Annotated in this window: 17 protein-coding genes and 2 tRNA genes; 4 read left to right on the top strand and 15 right to left on the bottom strand. The window is 67.0% G+C overall.

Annotated elements, in window-relative coordinates; all coding sequences use genetic code 11:
- Nucleotides 1-53 precede the first annotated feature (53 nt).
- Nucleotides 54-947 (top strand): DMT family transporter, encoded by an 894-nt coding sequence (locus tag H0523_RS24270; RefSeq protein WP_054433700.1) that lies wholly within the window; start codon nt 54-56, stop codon nt 945-947.
- Nucleotides 948-985: 38 nt separating this feature from the next.
- Here the strand turns inward: H0523_RS24270 and H0523_RS24265 are convergent, their stop codons facing one another.
- From H0523_RS24265 to H0523_RS24245, 5 genes are all read right to left on the bottom strand, one after another.
- Nucleotides 986-2,191 (bottom strand): aminotransferase class V-fold PLP-dependent enzyme, encoded by a 1,206-nt coding sequence (locus H0523_RS24265; protein ID WP_054433701.1) that lies wholly within the window; start codon nt 2,189-2,191, stop codon nt 986-988.
- A gap of 47 nt (nt 2,192-2,238) precedes the next feature.
- A complete protein-coding gene (locus H0523_RS24260) occupies nt 2,239-2,712 on the bottom strand; it encodes a RidA family protein (protein WP_006392307.1) in 474 nt (157 codons plus the stop codon).
- A 107-nt stretch (nt 2,713-2,819) separates the two neighbouring features.
- The gene (gcvA, locus tag H0523_RS24255; protein ID WP_054433703.1) at nt 2,820-3,722 is read right to left on the bottom strand and encodes a transcriptional regulator GcvA; all 903 of its coding nucleotides are present in this window, start codon (nt 3,720-3,722) and stop codon (nt 2,820-2,822) included.
- Nucleotides 3,723-3,781: 59 nt separating this feature from the next.
- Nucleotides 3,782-4,195, bottom strand: coding sequence for a hypothetical protein (locus H0523_RS24250; protein WP_054433705.1), 414 nt, complete (start codon nt 4,193-4,195; stop codon nt 3,782-3,784).
- 190 nt (nt 4,196-4,385) lie between these two features.
- Nucleotides 4,386-4,461 (bottom strand) — tRNA-Asn (locus tag H0523_RS24245).
- A gap of 153 nt (nt 4,462-4,614) precedes the next feature.
- Here H0523_RS24245 and H0523_RS24240 point away from each other — a divergent pair.
- Nucleotides 4,615-6,003, top strand: coding sequence for a GntP family permease (locus H0523_RS24240; protein ID WP_054433707.1), 1,389 nt, complete (start codon nt 4,615-4,617; stop codon nt 6,001-6,003).
- Between the two features lie 113 nt (nt 6,004-6,116).
- On the opposite strand, the gene H0523_RS24235 is transcribed toward H0523_RS24240, so the two are convergent.
- The 7 genes from H0523_RS24235 to petA all read right to left on the bottom strand — a co-directional run bounded on the left by H0523_RS24235 (nt 6,117) and on the right by petA (nt 11,350).
- Nucleotides 6,117-6,192 (bottom strand) — tRNA-Thr (locus H0523_RS24235).
- Nucleotides 6,193-6,265: 73 nt separating this feature from the next.
- Complete coding sequence (locus H0523_RS24230; protein ID WP_054433709.1) at nt 6,266-6,910, bottom strand: imm11 family protein; 645 nt, start codon at nt 6,908-6,910, stop codon at nt 6,266-6,268.
- 235 nt (nt 6,911-7,145) lie between these two features.
- The gene (locus H0523_RS24225; RefSeq protein ID WP_054433711.1) at nt 7,146-7,589 is read right to left on the bottom strand and encodes a ClpXP protease specificity-enhancing factor; all 444 of its coding nucleotides are present in this window, start codon (nt 7,587-7,589) and stop codon (nt 7,146-7,148) included.
- Nucleotides 7,590-7,601: 12 nt separating this feature from the next.
- Nucleotides 7,602-8,213 carry a glutathione S-transferase N-terminal domain-containing protein gene (locus H0523_RS24220; RefSeq protein ID WP_006388039.1) on the bottom strand — a complete coding sequence of 204 codons (612 nt, stop codon included), beginning with the start codon at nt 8,211-8,213 and terminating at the stop codon, nt 7,602-7,604.
- Nucleotides 8,214-8,366: 153 nt separating this feature from the next.
- Entirely contained in the window at nt 8,367-9,221 is an 855-nt protein-coding gene (locus tag H0523_RS24215; protein WP_054433712.1) for a cytochrome c1, read from the bottom strand.
- A 24-nt stretch (nt 9,222-9,245) separates the two neighbouring features.
- On the bottom strand, nt 9,246-10,634 hold the full coding sequence (locus tag H0523_RS24210) for a cytochrome b (RefSeq protein ID WP_054433713.1): 1,389 nt from the start codon (nt 10,632-10,634) through the stop codon (nt 9,246-9,248).
- A gap of 74 nt (nt 10,635-10,708) precedes the next feature.
- Nucleotides 10,709-11,350: a ubiquinol-cytochrome c reductase iron-sulfur subunit gene (gene petA / locus H0523_RS24205; RefSeq protein WP_054433714.1), complete on the bottom strand. Its 642-nt coding sequence runs from the start codon at nt 11,348-11,350 to the stop codon at nt 10,709-10,711.
- A gap of 140 nt (nt 11,351-11,490) precedes the next feature.
- Here petA and mscL point away from each other — a divergent pair, with 140 nt between their 5' ends.
- On the top strand, nt 11,491-11,949 hold the full coding sequence (gene mscL / locus H0523_RS24200; protein WP_054433715.1) for a large conductance mechanosensitive channel protein MscL: 459 nt from the start codon (nt 11,491-11,493) through the stop codon (nt 11,947-11,949).
- 405 nt (nt 11,950-12,354) lie between these two features.
- Here the strand turns inward: mscL and H0523_RS24195 are convergent, their stop codons facing one another.
- Nucleotides 12,355-13,131, bottom strand: coding sequence for a Nif3-like dinuclear metal center hexameric protein (locus tag H0523_RS24195; protein ID WP_054433717.1), 777 nt, complete (start codon nt 13,129-13,131; stop codon nt 12,355-12,357).
- 19 nt (nt 13,132-13,150) lie between these two features.
- On the opposite strand from H0523_RS24195, the gene H0523_RS24190 reads away from it, so the two are divergent.
- The gene (locus H0523_RS24190) at nt 13,151-14,311 is read left to right on the top strand and encodes a trypsin-like peptidase domain-containing protein (protein ID WP_054433719.1); all 1,161 of its coding nucleotides are present in this window, start codon (nt 13,151-13,153) and stop codon (nt 14,309-14,311) included.
- Between the two features lie 107 nt (nt 14,312-14,418).
- On the opposite strand, the gene H0523_RS24185 is transcribed toward H0523_RS24190, so the two are convergent.
- Both H0523_RS24185 and tatC read right to left on the bottom strand, forming a co-directional pair.
- Nucleotides 14,419-14,820 (bottom strand): helix-turn-helix domain-containing protein, encoded by a 402-nt coding sequence (locus H0523_RS24185; RefSeq protein ID WP_054433722.1) that lies wholly within the window; start codon nt 14,818-14,820, stop codon nt 14,419-14,421.
- Nucleotides 14,821-14,924: 104 nt separating this feature from the next.
- Entirely contained in the window at nt 14,925-15,716 is a 792-nt protein-coding gene (tatC, locus tag H0523_RS24180) for a twin-arginine translocase subunit TatC (protein ID WP_054433723.1), read from the bottom strand.
- Nucleotides 15,717-15,840: the final 124 nt, after the last annotated feature.

The raw sequence follows: 15,840 nt of genomic DNA, 5'->3' as shown, positions 1-15,840 counted from the left end.
TTTTTCGCATGCCCCGATCCCATGTCTTTTTTCGCCCTGCCGAGCGTCCGAAAGTGAATCTCTTCCTGTATTTCCTGACCGTCATCATCTGGGGCACCACCTGGATCGCCATCAAGCTCCAGCTGGGCGTGGTGGCCATTCCCGTCTCCATCTTCTACCGCTTCGCGCTGGCCGGGCTGGTGCTGTTCGCCGCCCTGCTGCTGACGCGCAAACTGCAGCGCATGGACCGGCGCGGGCATCTGTTGTGCCTGGGCCAGGGGCTGTGCCTGTTCTGTCTGAACTTCCTCTGTTTCTACACCGCCACGCAGTGGATTCCCAGCGGCCTGGTGTCGGTGGTGTTCTCGGCCGCGACACTGTGGAATGCGCTGAACGCGAGGCTGTGGTTCGGCACCCGCATCGCGCCGCGCGTGATGGTCGCGGGCGTGGTGGGATTCAGCGGACTGGTGCTGCTGTTCTGGCCCGAACTGGCGGGCCAGCAGGCCAGCCACGAGACCCTGCTGGGCCTGGGCTTCGCGCTGCTCGGCACGTTCTGCTTCTCGACCGGCAACATGCTGTCGTCCTTGCAGCAGCGCGCGGGCCTGCGGCCGCTTACCGGCAACGCCTACAGCATGCTGTACGGCGCGGCGGTGCTGCTGGCCGGCTGCCTGATCGCCGGCGTGCCGTTCCGCTTCGACACGTCCACGGCCTATGTCGGCGCGCTGGTGTACCTGGCCATTCCGGGGTCCGTGATTGGCTTCACCGCCTATCTGACGCTGGTGGGCCGCATGGGGCCGGCGCGCGCGGCGTACTGCACCGTGCTGTTCCCGGTGGTGGCGTTGAGCGTGTCGACCTTCGCCGAGGGCTACCAGTGGACGCCCGCCGCGCTGCTGGGCCTGGCGCTGGTGATGTTCGGCAACCTGCTGGTCTTCACCAAGTGGACGCCGTTCGCGCGCCGGGCCGTGGCGTGAGGCGCTCCCGCCACGGCTGACCGGGGCGGTGACGGACGTTAGCCGCCCTGGCGCGCCAGGACACGCAGCGCATCGAGCAGGCGGTCGATCTCGTCGTCGCGTGTCAGGTAGCTGACCGAGGCGCGCGCGATCTGCGCCAGCCCGCGCGCGTTCATGTCCAGCGGCGTGTACGGCACGCCGTTGCTGCCGATGATGATGCCCTGCGCCGCCAGGGCGCGTTGCACCGCGGTGGCTTCGTGTCCGGCGAGGTTGAACGACACCAGGCCCGAGCGCTCGCGGCCCTGGTCCAGCACTTCGATGCCGGCAATGGCGGCCAGCTCTGCGCGCAGGGCCTGGGCGACCGTGTCGATGCGGGCGCGGATGGCCTCCAGGCCGATATCCAACGCTTCGCGCAGCGCGTTGGCCTGGCCGCAGCGCAGCGCCAGCGAGGCCTCGGCGGATTCGAAGCGCGCCGCGTCGGCGCGCAGTTGCGGCTGGCCGTCGGCGGCCAGCGGCGCCGAATAGGTATCGACGAACGCCGGCGTCAGCCGCGGCAGGAAGTCGCGCCGCACATACAGCAGGCCGGTGCCGCGCGGACCGCGCAGGGCCTTGCGCCCGGCGCCGCTCAGCACATCGCAGCCGACCTCGGCCACATCCACCGGCAATTGCCCCACGGCCTGCGCCGCATCGACGAAATACGGCACGCCGGCGGCGCGCGCCACGCGGCCGATGGCGGCGGCCGGATTGATCAGGCCGCCGTTGGCGGGCAGCCAGGTCAGCGCGATCAGCCGCACCCGTTCGTCCAGCATGGCCTGCAGCGCCGCCGGATCGACGCAGCCGCTGTCGTCCGACGGAATCGTTTCGATCGTGGCGCCGGCGCGTTGCGCCGTCAGCCGCATGGCGGAGAGATTGCCGCCCCATTCATGGCGTCCGACCAGGATGCGGTCGCCCGCCCGCCACGGCCCCAGGGCCGCGAAAGCGGCGCCCCAGCCGGGCGAATTGCCGCCGGTCAGGGCGATCTCGTCGGGCTGGGCGTTGAGCAGGCGCGCGGCCAGCTGGCGCGCCTGCTCGGTCGTCGCGCGGGCGGCCACGCCCGCCTCCATCGGCCCCTGCTCGGCTTCGCGCCGCAGGTGGGCCTGGATGGCGTCGAGGGTGGCGGCGGACGGCAGCGAGGCGCCGGCGTGGTTGAAGTGGACGGTGGTGCGCGTGCCGGGCGTGGCGGCGCGCAGCGCTTCCAGGAGGGCGGGAGTCAGGACGGCGGGCATGGCGATTCCAGGAAAGTCGCGCCGGGCGGCGGCCCGGCGCCGCGGCATCAGGCGGGGGTGAGCGCGATGACCGCTTCCACTTCCACCGCCACGCCTTGCGGCAGCGAGGCCACGCCGACCGCGCTGCGCGCATGGCGGCCGGCGTCGCCGAACACCTCGACCATCAGGTCCGAGGCGCCGTTGGCCACCGCGCTCTGGCGGTTGAAGTCCGGCGTGCTGGCGACGAACACGCCCAGGCGCACCACGCGCGCCACGCGGTCGAGACGGTCGCCGGTGGCGGCGGCGATCTGCGCCAGGATGCCCAGCGCCGACAGGCGCGCGGCGGCGACGCCGTCGGCCTCGGAAATCTGGTTGCCCAGCTGGCCCAGGAACGCCGCCTTGCCGCCGGCGCGCGAGATCTGGCCGGAGATGTACAGCAGGTTGCCCTCCTGCACGAAGGGGACGTAATTGGCGGCGGGCGCGGCCGCGGGGTCCAGCGCAAGGCCGAGTTCGGCCACGCGGCCGGAGATCGTACGGGTCATGGAGTCACCTGTGAAACGGGAGTGGGAAGGGTGATCCCCATGCTATCGGCGCGCGCCGCGCCTGACCAATCAATTATTGCGAACCACGTATGAGTAAAAGTAATGCGTCAGTCGTCCGCCGCGGCCCGCATCAGCCACGCCTGGAACGCCTGGGCGGCGGCATCGGCCTTGCCGCGCGGGCTCACGAACCACCAGCCGATGCGCGGATCGTCCAGGGTGGTGCCCGGCAAGGCCTCGACCAGGGCGCCGCTGGCCAGTTGTGCGGCGATCATGCGGTGGCGCCCCATGGCCAGGCCCTGCCCCGCCAGCGCCGCCTCGACCACGATGTTGTAGTCGTGCAGGTGCACGGTCTGGGCGCGGCCCAGATCCAGGCCATGATGGCGCGACCAGGTGTCCCACTCGAACGGATGCCGGGTGTGCGAGACCAGCAAGGGATGGCGCAGCAGGTCCGCCGGCGTGCGCAGGCGCCGCCGGCCCGCCACCAGCGCGGGGGCGCAGACCACTGACAGCCGCTCCGCCATGATCCGGCGCGCCCGCACGCCCGGCCAGGTGCCGCGGCCATAGCGGATGGCCACGTCGACTTCGCCGCCCGCCACGTCGGCCAGGCCGATGTCGGGCAGCAGTTGCAGGTCGATGTCCGGATGGGCGGCGGCGAAGTCCGGCAGCCGCGGCGCCAGCCAGCGCGTGGCGAACGACGCCAGCAGGCCGACCCGCAGCGTGTGGCGCGCGGCGGCCGGCGCGCGGATCTCGTCGGTGCCCTGGCGCAGCAGCGCGAACGCCGCATGGACCCGCTCGTAATAGGCCTGCCCGGCCGGCGTCAGCGCCACGGCGCGGGTGCGGCGCTCGAACAGCGCCACGCCCAGCTCCGCCTCCAGCCGCTGGATATGGTGGCTGATGGCGCTCTGGGTGACGAACAGCTCCTCGCCCGCCAGGCTGAAGCTCAGGCGCCGGGCGGCCGCCTCGAAGGCGCGCAGCGAGACCAGGGCAGGCAGGGAACGGTTGGATCGCATGGGGCGGTGGCGGAAGGACCGGACGCGGGAGTATCCGGCTGAGGCCCCATTCTCGCAAATCAGGCGCGCGCGGGGAATCGGGCCAGGTCGGCGGCGGTGACGGGCTTGCTGCGCTGTACTTCGTGCCGCACGATGTGCAGCGCCTGCCGATGCGCCGGCTGGCCGGCGGGGACCGCCCAGGTGCGCGCCGACAGCGGCGAGGCGGGATCGAGGAGGCGGAAGGTGAGATCCATCAGCAGATACGAGGCCGTGGCCCGCGTGTCGAGCGGCGTCCTGGGAGGCCAGCCCGTCAGGTCGCCGGTTTCACAGATCCACAGGATCACGTTGACGGCGTCCGCCTGATGCCGCTTGATGACCGCGAGCTCCGGCGGCGGCGCCGAGGCGTCATGGATGATCCAGGAGATCTTCTGCAGCAGCCCGAACACGAGTTCAAAGGCGGCCCTGGCATCGATGGGCGTCGTTTGGGAAGGCATGAGAAGTGCGCGGCCGGAGCCAAGGCGTTACGGGTGACTCGACGTCAATCGTAAAACCATTTCGCCCCGCATTTCGGCGCGCACCGCCCGATCGACGGGCGACTTCGTCCGAATCTGGCGGTCTTGTTTGCGGCGTCCGCCCATGCAAAAGGCCCGCAACACGTTGCGGGCCCTTCAGTACTGCATTCTTTGGCTCCCCGAGCTGGGCTCGAACCAGCGACCTGCGGATTAACAGTCCGTCGCTCTACCGACTGAGCTATCGGGGAACAGGTAGAGGGGGCGAATTATGCACAAATTTTGCGGGGAATGCAAAACGACCCGGACGACCGGCGGATTCATGACGGTTGGGCGTCAGGGCGATCCCTTATCATGGCAACCAGAAGGTTCGCGACCTCTCACGTTTTTTCTGGGTTTCACACATGTCTTCGTTCGACATCCAATTGTTGCTCACCGCCCTGGTCAGTGTCCTGGTGCTGGTCGCACTCATCGTTTCGCGCATCCGCATGCATCCGCTGCTGGCGCTGCTGATCGTGTCCATCGGCGTCGGTTTCGCCACCGGCATGGAGCCGACCGCCATCGTCAAGAACCTGACCGACGGCGCCGGCAAGACCCTTGGCGCGGTCGGCGTGGTGATCGCGCTGGGCGCCATGCTCGGCAAGATCCTGGCGGACTCGGGCACCACCGAGCGGCTGGCCAATGCCATCCTGAACCGCACCTCCGCGCGCATGATCCCCTGGACCATGACGCTGGTGGCCTTCATCATCGGCATCCCGATGTTCTTCGAAGTGGGCCTGGTGGTGATGCTGCCGCTGATCTTCAGCGTGGCCCGCAAGCTGGAAGGCCAGGAACGCTTCAAGGGCTCGGCCTACGTGTACGTGGGCGTGCCGGTGATCTCGGCCCTGGCCGCCATGCACGGCATGGTGCCGCCGCATCCTGGCCCGCTGACGGCGATCGCGAGCCTGAAGACCACGGTCGGCCCGACCATGATCTACGGCTTTCTTGCGGCCCTGCCCGCCATGATCCTGGGCGGCCCGCTGTACGGCGCCTTCATCGCCCCGCGCATGACGACCCGCCCGGACGAAGCCCTGCTCGAGCAATTCACCGCCGTCCGCGCGGCCGATGCCGGCCATTCGGTGCCCGGCGTCGGCCTGGGCGTGCTGGCGGCCCTGCTGCCCGCGCTGCTGATGCTGCTGCACGCGGTGGCCGAGATGCTGCTGCCCAAGACCTCGCCCCTGATGCACGTGGCGGCCTTCCTGGGCAACCCGCTGGTGGCCATGCTGCTGGGCGTGCTGTTCGCCGCCGTGGCGCTGGTGCTGGCGCGTGGCGGCGACGCCGAGAAACTGCGCGACGCGCTCGGCAAGAGTCTCAAGCCCATCGCCGGCATCATGCTGATCATCGCCGGCGGCGGTGCCTTCCAGCAGGTGTTGACCAGCGCCAAGGTCGGCGACGCCATCGTCCACCTGACCCACCAGTTCGCGTTCCCGCCGCTGGTGCTGGGCTGGCTGATCGCCATGCTGCTGTCGGTGTCCACCGGCTCGGCCACGGTCGGCATCGTCGGCGCCGCCGGCCTGCTGGCGCCGCTGGCCGGCGCCGATCCCTCGTTGAATCTGCCGCTGCTGGCGCTGTCGATCGGCTGCGGTTCGCTGTTCTTCAACTACGCCAATCACGCCGGTTTCTGGATGGTGAAGGAATCCTTCGGCATGACCATGGGCGAGGCCACCAAGACGATCTCGGTGGTGCAGTCCATCGTGTCGGTGGTCGGCCTGGTGATGGTGCTGTTGTTCAACATGTTGCCCGCGCTGGGCTGAGCCCGTCACGCGCAGGTCGGAATCCGCGGCACAGCGGAGCCGGCCATGTTCGCCATGGCGCTCCACACGAAAAAAAGCCCGGCCATTCGGCTGGGCTTTTTGCTGGGTGTTGATGGTGCCGGTGAAAGGAATCGAACCCTCGACCTTCTCATTACAAGTGAGCTGCTCTACCAACTGAGCTACACCGGCGTGGCGCGCCCGGGGCGCGCGCAGGGACTGCATTGTAATGAAAAAAGGAGATTCTTTCCGGCGTGCATGCGCGTCATTCCGGGCGTGCGCCCGTCGCGCAACGCCGCTTGGCTTCCCAGCCGCCCAGGCGCTCCGCGCGCAGGGCGCGCCAGAATTCATCCGAGCAGAAATAGCCGCTGATGCCGCTGTGCGGATAGGCTGGCCTGACGCCGAATTGGCGCGGCAGGCGCCAGAAGCAGCGGTCCTGGATGGCGCCGCGGTCCAGCACCAGCGGCGTGCCCTTCAGGAACGAGAAACAGCCGCCGGCTTCGTAGCCGGCCCGGCCCATGCCTTTGGAGAACTCGGTCTTCTCGATGATGACGGCGTCCACGCGCGGCGGGCACAGCAGCAGGTGGTAGGTGCGGAACGGGCGGCTCTTGCGGCCGACGATCATGGTCTCGGCCTCGACCGGCAGGAAGCGGTGCGTGTCGGGCTCGAGCGTTTCCATCAGTTCGCGCACGCGTGCATTGACCAGGAACGGCCCGCCGTCCCATCCCACGATCGCGGGGACGCGGCCGGTGCTGCGCAAGGTCAGACGGATCTGGCGCGGGATGCGGGCAAGATCGTCGTCCGACAGGGTATCGAACAGGCACAGCTTGGCGACCAGCTGGCGGTCTATCTGCGGCATGAACTGGGTCGATACGCCGCCGGCGGGCGTCATTCCGATCAGGTACGGCATGGGCGGGGCATCACTCCTGGAAGGCCGGGGACGGTGTGCGCCGCAACGGACGCGGCAGGCCACGCGAGCGCGGTTCAGGCGTATGAGACGGGATTTTGCCCAGATATGCAAATGATACGCACTCTTATCCTGGGTTTCAAAAAATCGCCATGCAATGGCGAATCACGCCGGCGGCGGCCAGACGTGACCGCGCCGCCCGGGCCTGAGGCCGGGGCGGCGCGGGGGACCTGCCGGATTACTTGACGATGGTCAGGCGCGGACGCTTGGGCTCGTCGTCGCCGCCGTCATCGCCGGAGACGGCATCCGCCTCGGCTTCGGACGGGACGGTCTCGGACGTGTTCTGCGCGCCCGGAGCCGGCGGCTCGTAGGGCTGCACTTCGAAGCCCATGCCGGCGCCGGTTTCGCGCGCATAGATGGCGCTGACGGCGCCCACCGGCACGTAGACGTTTTCGGTCACGCCGCTGAAGCGGGCCTGGAATTCGATGAATTCGTTGCCCAGCACCAGACGGTTGGTGGCCAGCGTACCCACGTTCAGGGTGATCTGGCCGTCGCGCACGTGGGCGACGGGCACCATGGTGTGCTCGTCGACCTGCACGGTGATGTACGGCGTGTAGCCGTTATCGGTGCACCATTCGTGCAGCGCGCGGATCAGATACGGTTTGGTCGAAGTTTCACCCATCACGCGGCAACCTTAGCGACGCATCACTTTTTCCGAAGGCGTCAGCGCTTCGATGTAGGCCGGGCGCGAGAAGATGCGTTCGGCGTACTTTTGCAGCGGAGCCGCGTTCTTGGGCAGTTCGATGCCGTAGTGGTCCAGGCGCCACAGCAGCGGGGCCACGGCCACGTCGAGCATGGAGAATTCCTCGCCCAGCATGTACTTGTTCTTGAGCAGCATCGGGGCCAGCTGGGCCAGGCGGTCGCGGATGTTCTGGCGGGCGTTGGCCAGCTTCTTCTCGTCGGGCTTGGCGCTGCGGTCTTCCAGCGTCGAGACGTGGACGAACAGCTCTTTCTCGAAGTTGTACAGGAACAGGCGGGTGCGGGCGCGCATGACCGGATCGGCCGGCATGAGCTGCGGGTGCGGGAAGCGCTCGTCGATGTACTCGTTGATGATGTTCGACTCGTACAGGACCAGGTCGCGCTCGACCAGAATGGGCACTTGACCGTACGGGTTCATCACCGAGATGTCTTCGGGCTTGTTGTACAGGTCGATGTCGCGGATCTCGAAATCCATGCCCTTTTCAAACAACACGAAGCGGCAGCGTTGCGAAAACGGACACGTGGTTCCGGAATAGAGCACCATCATGGCGATAAATCCTTTATGAAAAACGAAAGGCCAGCGCCCTAATCTAGCAGGCGCTGGCCCCGATTGCCAGGCGGGGGGTAGGCGTACAGCCCTAACCCGCCATTATCCACCCTGGCGAAAATGGGGGCGGATACGCCTGGCGGGGCGTTGCGGTTAGCGCACGTGTTTCCAGTAAGAGGCGTTCAGGCGCCACATCACCAGGAAGAACAAGAGCAGGAACAACATGACACCGACGCCCAGCTGGACGCGGAAGGTCTGGACGGGTTCGGCCATCCAGGACATGAACGCGGTCAGGTCGGCGACGTCGTTGTCGTATGTTGCGATTTGGGCCGGGTTGGCGGCCTTGAATTTGGCCTCGAAGGTGGCATGGCCGTGGTAGCTGGCTACCGGCTCGGCCTTGACCGTGGAAAAACCTTGCGCATCGTACACCGTCGTGACCCGTTCCCACGACTTCGGCGCGCCTTCCTTGCCTTCGACCTCGTGCATCGCCACCGTGGTCAGCTCGCGCGGACCCTGGCGTTCCCACAGCGCGTGCGGCATGCCCACGGCCGGGAAGACCAGGTTGTTCCAGCCCGTGGCGCGCGAGGTGTCGCGGTAGAACGTACGCAGATAGGTGTAGATGTAGTCGGAACCCGAGGGGCCGGCGTTGACGGATTTGGCGCGGGCGATCACGGACAGGTCCGGGGGCGTCGTGCCAAACCACTTCTTGGCGTCCTTGGCGGTCATGGCGACATTCATCATGTCGCCGACCTTTTCGCCGGTGAACAGCAGGCTTTCCTTGATTTGCTGGTCGGTCAGGCCAATGTCCTTGAGCTTGTTGTAGCGCATCGACGATGCGCTGTGACAGTTCAGACAGTAGTTGACGAACAGCTTGGCGCCGTTTTGCAGCGACGCCATGTCGTTGACGCGGTAAGGCGCCTTGTCCAGCGGATAGCCGCCCTCGGCGGCGAACGTGGCGGTACACGTGAGCAGCATCAACGCCACGGCACCAATCAGCTTCTTGATCATGGTCAGTCCGTTATTTTCGTGGGCTCAGTGGGCGTGGAACGTCACGCGGTCGGGCACTTTCTTGAAAGTGCCCAGGCGGCTCCAGACCGGCATCAGGAAGAAGAATGCCAAGTACAGCAGCGTGCCGATCTGCGACGTGATGTTCAACGGCGGACTGGGCGGCTGCGTACCGATGTAGCCGAGCACCAGGAAGTTGACCATGAAGATGCCGTAGATCCACTTGTGCCAGGTGGGGCGGTAGCGGATCGACTTGACCGGCGAATGGTCCAGCCACGGCAGGAAGAACAGGATGACCACGGTGCCGCCCATGGCGACCACGCCCCAGAACTTGGCGTCGATCACGCGCAGCAGCACGGCCACGACGATCAGGATACCGGGGACGGCGATGCGCATGAAGCCCTTCAGGTTGCTCTTGAGGAGCAGCGCGATGGCGCCCAGCACCGAGGCGCCGGCCAGCACCCACGTGAACTCGTCGGTGGTGGCGCGCAGCATCGAGTAGAACGGCGTGAAGTACCAGACCGGGGCGATGTGCGGCGGCGTCTTGAGCGAGTCGGCCGGGATGAAGTTGTTGAACTCCAGGAAGTACCCGCCCATTTCCGGCGCGAAGAACACGATGAAGGCGAACACCAGCAGGAAGCCCGCGACGCCGACCAGGTCGTGCACCGTGTAGAACGGATGGAACGGAATGCCATCTTTCGGGCGACCGTACTTGTCCTTCGGGCCTTCCTTGATCTCGATGCCGTCCGGGTTGTTCGAGCCGACTTCGTGCAGCGCCACCAGGTGGGCCGCCACCAGGCCCACCAGCACCAGCGGAATGGCGATGACGTGAAAGGCGAAGAAGCGGTTCAGCGTGGCGTCGGACACGACGTAGTCGCCGCGGATCCAGATCGACAGCTCAGGGCCGATGAACGGGATGGCCGCGAACAGGTTCACGATCACCTGTGCGCCCCAGTAGGACATCTGGCCCCACGGCAGGAGGTAGCCGAAGAATGCTTCGGCCATCAGACAGAGGAAGATCGCGACGCCGAAGATCCAGACCAGTTCACGCGGCTTGCGGTACGAGCCATAGAGCAGGCCGCGCAGCATGTGCAGGTAGACGACGACGAAGAACATCGAGGCGCCGGTCGAGTGCATGTAGCGCACCAGCCAGCCCCACGGGACTTCGCGCATGATGTATTCGACGGATTGGAACGCGCGTTCGGCGTCCGGCTTGTAATGCATGACCAGGAAAATGCCGGTCACGATCTGCAGCACCAGCACCAGGAGTGCCAGCGAGCCGAAGAAATACCAGAAGTTGAAGTTTTTCGGTGCGTAGTATTCGGACAGATGCGCTTTCCAGGTGGAGGTCACCGGGAAGCGCCGATCCAGCCAGCCCAACAGGCCTGTCGTCTCGACGGTTTTCTCGCCAGCCATGTAACGGCTCCTTCTCTAATACGTGGCGTATTTGTTTTACTTACGTAATTCGGGAAAAAAGCGCGACGCGAGCGTCAGGCCTTGTTGTCTTCATCGACGCCCACGATGATGCGGGAGTCGGTGAGATACTGGTACGGCGGAACTTCGAGATTATCGGGAGCGGGCTTGTTCTTGTAGACCCGGCCTGCCAGGTCGAACGTGGAGCCGTGGCACGGACAGAGGAATCCGCCTTGCCAGGAAGCGCCCATGCCGCCACCGCCGCCCGTTTCGAAGTGCGAGGTGGGCGAGCAGCCCAAGTGGGTACAGATGCCAACACAGACGAACAGTTCGGGCTTGCGCGACCGACCTTCGTTTTCTGCGTATTTGGGAGTGAAGCCGGGCCGTTTGGAGTTGGGATCCGCCAGGAGCGCGTCCTGGGTCTTGAGGCCGGCGATCTGTTCAGGAGACCGGTGGATGATCCAGACCGGTTTGCCACGCCATTCCACGGTTTTCATGGTGCCGACGGGAATGTCGCCCACGTCGACTTCAACGGGGGCGCCGGCGGCGCGGGCTTTTTCAGAAGGGGAGAACGTGCTCACAAGCGGTATTGCCGTTGCGACACCTGCTACGCCACCCACAGCACAGGCGGTGGTTACCCAGAAACGTCGCGAAGGATCGGGCGGCAGATTTGGATCAACCGCACCGTCATCATCATGCACCAGCGTATCCTGACTCATCTTCCTATCCTTGTTGATGCGCCCGCTCTACGAGTAGCATCACTTCTGCGGCATCGGCTTCGCGGGAATATGTAACAACATAGCAACCGCGTATTATAGCGCCAGCCTACTGGTGGGCGTATCACGAAGGGAGTGCTTTTATGAGCAAAGCGACTGGTTTCGTCAAAGAATTCCGAGATTTCGCTGTCAAAGGCAATGCGGTCGATTTGGCGGTTGGTGTGATCATTGGGGCGGCTTTCGGCAGAATCGTCGACTCACTGGTCAAGGATATCGTCATGCCGCTGGTGAACTTCGTGCTTGGCGGTTCCGTCGATTTTTCGAACAAGTTCCTGGTGCTGTCGATGCCGGCCGGTTACAACGGGCCGATGACGTATGCCGATCTGACGAAGGCGGGGGCGAACGTTTTCGCGTGGGGGAATTTCGTCACGATCATCATCAACTTCGTGTTGCTGGCGTTTGTGATCTTCTGGATGGTGAAGGCCATCTACAAGGCGCGCACCAAGGCCGAGGAAGCGCCGGCGCCCGCCGCGCCTGCTGCCACGCCCGAGGATGTGGCGTTGTTGCGCGAGATTCGGGATTTGTTGAAGAAGCAGCCTTGAGGTGAATGGAAGAGCGCCCTGCGGGGCGCTTTTTTATTGGTTCAGCGGTTGTTTGTTTGCGGACGTTGCGGGCTTCGTAGGCCGCCCGGCGCGGGTGGCGCACAGGCGGGCGCGCCTGCGATTGCGGTCCGGAGCGTTCGCTCCGGACTGCCCCGTCCTCAACCTCGTCCTCGCCTGCGGCGACTCCTTCGGTTTCCGTCGGGCGCATCTGACGGCGCGCCCGCCTGTGCGCCACCCGCGCCGGGCTACCGGTTTCGAGGTTTCATGCGCTGCTGGACCGAAGGGGCATGGGAGAGGGTTGTGGTGCCCGCCAAAGCCGGCTGCGCGGGCAGCCGGCTTTGGCATACGTGCTTCTGGGGGCGTGGGAGGGTGTGCGCTGCGCGCTTGCGGGGCGGAGGGGGCCGGTTACACCGGGTTGTCCAGGTCTACGAATTCCACCTTGATGCCGAAGCGTTCGGCCACGGCCTGGCCTAGCGCTTGGACGCCGTAGCGTTCGGTGGCGTGGTGGCCGGCGCCGAGGAAGGCGACGCCGGTTTCCTGGGCGAGGTGGAAGGTGGATTCGGAGGCTTCGCCGGTGATGTAGGCGGTGGCGCCGGCGTCGATGGCGTCGGCGAGCATGCCTTGGGCGCCGCCGGTGCACCAGGCGATGCGGGCGACGGGCTGGTCGGGGTTGCCGACGACCAGGGGCTGGCGGCCCAGGCGTTGCTGGATGCGGGCGGCGAGCTGGCCGACGGTGGCCAGGTCGGGGGCGGTGCCCAGCCAGACCAGGTTGTCGGGGCCACAGGTGCGCGGCGTGCCGTCGTCGCGGCGTTCGGGTTCGAGGCCGAGGACGCGGGCCAGCTGGGCGTTGTTGCCCAGGGTCGGATGGGCGTCCAGGGGCAGGTGGTAGGCGTAGAGATTGAGGTCGTTCTTCAGGGCCAGCGCCATGCGCGTGCGGCGGGTGCCGATGACGCGGCGGTCCTCGTTGCGCCACATCCAGCCGTGGTGGACCAGCACCGCGTCGGCGCCGCGTTCGACGGCGATGCGCAACAGGGCTTCGCTGGCGGTGACACCGGTGATAATGTGTCCGACTTCGGATCGGCCTTCCACCTGCAGCCCGTTGGGGCAGTAATCCTTGAAACGGGCGGCTTGCAGGGTGTCGTCCAGCCAGGCGGCCAGGACGTGGGAGTCCACTTTACTCATTGCTAGTCCTATCAGAAACATGCGCCGATATTGGCTGATCTTCGCTCAGGCCGTCACGGTCTGCCTGGGTATTCTATTCGTCGTCACCACCTTGCGGCCGGATCTGCTGCGGCTGGTCGGGCCGGACGCCGCGCCGGCGGCGACGCTGCCGCCGGTTGCCGTGGCCGCGCGCCCGGTGGCGGGGGCGGTGTCCTATGCCGATGGCGTGGCGCGCGCCGCGCCGTCGGTGGTCAATGTCTACACCACCAAGCACGTCGACGTGCCGCTGGTGCCGCTGCCGGACGATCCGATCCTGCGCCAGCTGTTCGGCCAGGTGCCGGGCGTGAGCCGGCGCCAGGCCAGCACCAGCCTGGGCTCGGGCGTGGTGGTCAATCACGATGGCTATGTGCTGACCAATTATCACGTGGTGCAGGCGGCCGACGCCATCGAGGTGGCGCTGGCGGACGGGCGCAAGGACACGGCCAAGGTGGTGGGCGCCGATCCGGACACCGACCTGGCGGTGTTGAAGCTGGCCAGCCTGCGCAACCTGCCGGCGGCCACGCTGGCGCCGGACCGCGGCCTGCGGGTGGGCGACGTGGTGCTGGCGATCGGCAATCCGTTCGGCGTGGGGCAGACCACCACGCAGGGGATCGTGTCGGCGCTGGGCCGCAACGGGCTGGGCCTGAATACCTACGAAAACTTCATCCAGACCGATGCCGCCATCAATCCGGGCAATTCGGGCGGCGCGCTGGTGGATGCGCAGGGCAACCTGGTGGGCATCAACACCGCGATCTATTCGGAGTCGGGCGGGTCGATGGGCATCGGTTTCGCCACGCCGATCGACATCGCCCGCAAGGTGATGGACGAGATCGTCAAGACCGGTGGCGTCAAGCGCGGCTGGCTGGGCGTGGAGCCGCAGGACCTGACGGCCGAACTGGCGCGCGCGTTCCAGCTGGAGCGCGATGCCCGCGGCGTGATCATTGCCGGCGTGCTGCGCGACGGCCCGGCCGCCAAGGGCGGCCTGCGCGTGGGCGACATCGTGCAGACGGTGAACGGCAAGCCGATGATGGACACGTCGGGGCTGCTGGCCGAGATCGCGCAGCTGACGCCGGGACAGCGCGCGACGCTGGGCGTGTTGCGCGGCGGCAAGGTGGCCGAGCTGACGGTGATGGTGGGCACGCGCCCGGGGTTGCCGCGATAACGTGGCGGTCGCTGGGGGATACGCCAGCCAGGCGATGACCGCGGACGAGACAGCCAGGCGACCGTCGCGGACGAGAGTCGGAAGTGGCGGGCGAGCCGTCGATGCCGCTATGGGCGGGCCTGAGACTGCCGCGATGCGCCAGCGCGGCGCGGACGGCAAGGGGCATCGAGCACCAGGCGCACCACTTGCAGCACGCGCTTGCGCATGGCCTCGGGCTGGTGCTTCAGCAGCGCGCAGATTTCCGCGCTGTAGGCGTCGGATTGAGTGTCTTCCTGGACCGGGGGCGCGGCGGCGGTCTGCACGACCATGCCGTCGGCCAGCCAGGGCACCTGCGTGTCCAGCGCCTGCGCCAGCCGCAGCAGCGTGGCGCGGGTGGGCGCATAGCCTCCCTCGCGGGTGAGGATGCGGTGGATGCAGGACTGCGGCACGCCGGAGATGCGGGCGAGCTGGTTCTGGCTTTTGATGCCGCGCCACCGCATCAGGGTGCGCAGGCGTAGGGCGAGCGACATGGCCGCAATGTAAGTTTGCAGCCCGCGCGGGACAAGCGGAAACCGTCCGTTTGTGCAAAAAAAACGGGGGCCATCGGCCCCCGCTTCGCTTGAACGCGCGGCGCTCAGTGGCGTTCGGTCAGCGAGCCGTCGTTGGCGGCCTCGTCGGCCCCGGCCTTGGGCGTGACCATGCGCGCGCAGATCAGTCCCAGCTCGTACAGCAGGCACAGCGGCACCGCCAGCATGAACTGGCTGACCACGTCCGGCGGCGTCACCACCGCGGCGATGATGAAGGCGCCGACCACCACGTAGCCGCGCGCGCTCTTGAGCTTGGACAGCTCCACCACGCCCATGCGCACCAGCAGCACCACGGCCACCGGCACCTCGAAGGTGATGCCGAACGCCATGAACATGGTCATGACGAAGCTCAGGTAGGCCTCGATGTCCGGCGCCGGCGTGATCGATTGCGGCGCGAAGGTGGCGATGAAGTGGAAGACCGTGCGGAACACCACGAAATAGCAGAACGCCATGCCCGCGATGAACAGCAGCGTGCTGGAGATGATGAGCGGCAGCGCCAGGCGCTTCTCGTGCTTGTACAGGCCGGGCGCGACGAAGGCCCAGGCTTGGTACAGCACCACCGGCAGCGCCACGATGAAGGCGGCCATCATGGTGACCTTGACCGGCACCATGAAGGGCGTGATGACGCCGGTGGCGATCATGCGCGTGCCCTGCGGCAGCGAGGCCAGCATGGGCTGGGCCAGCACGTCGTAGATGGCGGAGGCGCCGGGGTAGATGAACAGGATGACGAACACCACCACCACCGCGCCGACGGCGCGCAGCAGGCGGGTGCGCAGTTCGACCAGGTGGGAGATGAAGCTTTCCTGCTGGCCGTCTTCTTGGGAGGCGTCCTGGGTCACGTTGCGGTTCCGGGGGGCGTGGCGGGCTTGGGGGCCGGCGGGTTGTCGCTGGCGGCGGGCGCGTTGGCCGCGGGCGCCGGGGTCGGCGCGGGTTGCGGGGCGGGAGCGGGCTGGGCGGCCGGCG

This window comes from Achromobacter insuavis (genome assembly GCF_902859645.1).
Lineage (GTDB): Bacteria > Pseudomonadota > Gammaproteobacteria > Burkholderiales > Burkholderiaceae_B > Achromobacter > Achromobacter insuavis.
Note: the sequence above shows the minus strand (reverse complement) of the source record. Positions and strands in the feature narration are given on the sequence as shown.